The sequence below is a fragment of the Rhodococcus chondri genome, assembly GCF_036327435.1.
GTDB classification, from domain to species: domain Bacteria; phylum Actinomycetota; class Actinomycetes; order Mycobacteriales; family Mycobacteriaceae; genus Rhodococcus; species Rhodococcus chondri.
Map to the genome: position 1 here is coordinate 1 of NZ_JAUZMZ010000307.1, position 2,939 is coordinate 2,939.

A 2,939-nucleotide genomic window follows, 5' to 3' on the forward strand; every position below is an offset into this window, starting at 1 on the left:
CGAGCACACCGTCGCCGTGCTGGTGGCGCGGGCGGCGTGCTGGTCGGCGGTCAGTTCGACCAGAGTCTTGACCGCGGACGGGGCGGCGGCGAACAACGGCACCGCGGGGAGCACCGCGGCCAGGATGTCGCAGGCGGTGACGATCAGGTGATGGCTGCCCCGCAGGTGTGCCCGCTCGTGGGCCAGCACGGCCTCGCGTTCGGAGCCGCTCAGGCACCGCGAGAGCCCGTCGGTGGCGACCACGAACCCGGGTCGGCCGGCCACGCTGTAGGCCATGGGCATCGGGTGCGCGAGCCACATCACATCGTCCTCGCGGGAGCGGGCGACGATGGAGACCACATCACGGTGGTAGTCGAGCAGCCGGGCCTGGTCTCTGGCGTACCGCCGGCCCAGGAGCACGGCCCGGACCGCCATGGTGAGCAGCGCGAGAGTTCCGGTGGCGGCCACAGTTTCGGTGATCCACGGCTGCATCGCGTGGGAGAGCGCGGACAGGCACTGCACCACGGCCTCGACCGCGGCCTCGGCGGGCGCATGGTCGGGCCAGGCCAAGGTCACCACCGCGGAGGCGCCGAAAAACAGTGCCCCGGCCAAGCTGCCCAGCCATGCCGCCAGCAAGGCTCCGGGAGGCACGGCGGTGGCGGCGAGCGGACCGAGCACCCGCGGGGCCGCCATCGAGATCAGGGCGGCGCCGAGCAACAGGACCAGTGCCAATGTCATTGGTCGGCGGCCCGGCTCGTCCGGCCCCGGCGCAGGGCATCGTATTCGCGGTCGCTCACCGTCTTGGCGAAATGCAGCAGCACCGCGCTGGGGTCGGTGGTGCTGTCGAGCAGCGCACGCAGTGCCTCGGAGGTGGCTTCCTCCCGGCTGCGCGAGGGCGAATAGTAGTAGGCGCGACTGCGTTTTTCTCGCTGCACCCAGCCCTTCTCGTACAGGTGGGTGACCACGGTCAAAATGGTGGTGTAGGCGAATTCTTTGCGATCGCGAAGCCGTTCGACCAGGTCATGGACCGACTGTGGCTCGTCGGTCGACCACAGTTCGTTCATCACCTCGGCTTCGAGACCCCCCAACCTGTGCATGGCTTCCCTCGCAGACATTCGCCGATTATCCCTTATCTATGTGCGCGCATCCGACTATTTATGCGCGCGCATCCGACGCGATCTGAACCCCTCGTGCGTTCAGCCATGCCATGGGATCGGCCTTGCGGCCGTCCGGCTCCCACACCTCGTAGTGCAGATGGGGACCGGTCGATTGTCCCCGATTGCCCACGGTGGCGATCTGCTCACCGGCACGCACCCGCTGGCCGGCGGAGACCAAAGCCTGGTCGATGTGTCCGAACACTCCGATGGTGCCGTCGTCCTGCAAGATTCGCACCCACAGTCCGAAGCCGGAGGCCGGACCGGCCTCGAGCACCGTGCCGTCGGTCACCGAGACGATAGGGGTGCCGATCGTGTTGGCGATGTCGAGCCCGGCATGGGTCGTGCCCCAGCGTGGCCCGAAATTCGACGTGAGGGTGCCACTGACGGGCATCAGGGTTTGCGGGCGGCGCGCCTCCGCCTCTCGCGCGAGCCGGCGCTCCTCCCGGACCTGTGCCCGTTCGAGTTGGTCCGCGAAATCCGCCAGGTTCGGCACCTGCACTACCTGCAGCACCTGCGGGGCCTGGGACAGCACGTCCGTCGGGGTCGACGGCTCCGGAGCGGCCTCGATCTCGTCGTTGACCGGCGCATGGGCCGAAGCGGCATGGGCACTCGAGGTCGTGGCCGCGAACAACGCGCCGGCCGCCACCGAGATCGCCAGCACGCGGCCGCTGGTGCCTGCGCTCGTTCGGCGATGCGTGCCTTTGCTCCGGATCGGCACCGGCGCGAGGGCGTCCGCAGGCTCGACACGTGCATCCCAATTCCCGGTATCGAGACGTTCTTCCGGGTCCGGGACAGGCACTGCCGTCGGAAACGCCTCGCCATTGCGGCCCGGGTCGCGGGGGTCGGTCGGCTCAGGAACACCCCCCGCCGGAGTGTCACCGCGAGAGCGGCGGGCAACGGCGAGTTCGGGCTCTGGTTTACGGTGTCGGGCCAAGATCGCATCCTCGAGAAGGCACACCGCTCGCGTGATAACGAAACGATGACGGACACCGACAACTTACTACTATGCTGCATAGTTTGAATATCGGGTCGTTACCCGTTTTCCGGCTCGCGCTGGAAATCGTGGTTCGAGGCCTTCTTGTCGGCTGCCGCCGAGGTGCGAGTGTTCGGGTGCAGTCCGTTCAGCATCGCGTTGTAGGCGGCGAGTTCGCGGTCGCCGTCGCGGTCGACCTGGTCGTCCCGCTGACGGGCACGCCGGTTCTCGACCGAGCCCCATCGCATGATCGCGAGCACGGTGGCCAGGAGCAGCGGCAGCTCACCGACGGCCCACGCCAGGTTTCCACCGAGTCGCTGGTTGGCCGCCAAGTCGTCGAACCACCCCAGTTGCAGCGAGGTGTAGAACTCGGCGGCGATCACGAACTCCGCCATGATCAGAGCGACCAGGAAGAATGCATAGCCGGCCAGCGCCACCGCCGCTGCTCCCACACGGGTCAACGGTCTCTGAGGCCCAGGGACGGGATCGATCCCGACGGTGACCCAGAAGAAGACCAACCCCACCGCCAGCAGCCAGATGTCGAGCACCATGCGTCCCGGGTACGAGCCGCCCTCGTACAGCCCTCCGAGATACAACAGGTAGAAGGTGCCCACAAGCACCAGCGCGGCCACCAGGGGATGGGTTATCCAGCGCAGCGCGGTACTGGTGAAGATCGTCCGCATCCAGTCGCGGGCTCCTGGGACGGCGTCGCCCTCTGGATCCTCTACGAAGCCCTCCACCGACTGTCCGACCCCCCCGAAGTCCCCGGCCTGCCCGTCACCATCGTCGCCGTGGTCGGCCTCACCATGAATCTCATTTCCTTTCTCCTG

At 67.7% G+C, this 2,939-nt stretch carries 4 protein-coding genes and 1 pseudogene; 1 reads left to right on the forward strand and 4 read right to left on the reverse strand.

The window, feature by feature from the left end; all coding sequences use genetic code 11:
* The 4 genes from Q8814_RS25440 to Q8814_RS25455 all read right to left on the reverse strand — a co-directional run.
* Nucleotides 1-717 (reverse strand): M56 family metallopeptidase (locus tag Q8814_RS25440; protein ID WP_330154725.1); only part of this gene is annotated, 717 nt, incomplete at its 3' end.
* On the reverse strand, nt 714-1,076 hold the full coding sequence (locus tag Q8814_RS25445; RefSeq protein WP_330154728.1) for a BlaI/MecI/CopY family transcriptional regulator: 363 nt from the start codon (nt 1,074-1,076) through the stop codon (nt 714-716). The genes Q8814_RS25445 and Q8814_RS25440, both read right to left, overlap by 4 nt.
* Nucleotides 1,077-1,134: 58 nt before the next feature.
* Nucleotides 1,135-1,797, reverse strand: a complete 663-nt coding sequence (locus tag Q8814_RS25450; protein WP_330154726.1) for a M23 family metallopeptidase — start codon at nt 1,795-1,797, stop codon at nt 1,135-1,137.
* Nucleotides 1,798-2,168: 371 nt separating this feature from the next.
* Nucleotides 2,169-2,792 (reverse strand): cytochrome c oxidase assembly protein, encoded by a 624-nt coding sequence (locus tag Q8814_RS25455; protein WP_330154727.1) that lies wholly within the window; start codon nt 2,790-2,792, stop codon nt 2,169-2,171.
* Between the two features lie 21 nt (nt 2,793-2,813).
* Between Q8814_RS25455 and Q8814_RS25460 the strand changes: the two are divergent.
* Nucleotides 2,814-2,939, forward strand: a pseudogene (locus Q8814_RS25460) (cation diffusion facilitator family transporter); the annotation flags it as partial.

What these genes read in the sequence shown, in the direction of transcription:
- Q8814_RS25445 (WP_330154728.1), bottom strand. Translation starts at nt 1,076, where the DNA reads ATGCACAGGTTGGGGGGTCTCGAAGCCGAGGTGATGAACGAACTGTGG.
- Q8814_RS25455 (WP_330154727.1), bottom strand. Translation starts at nt 2,792, where the DNA reads ATGCGGACGATCTTCACCAGTACCGCGCTGCGCTGGATAACCCATCCC.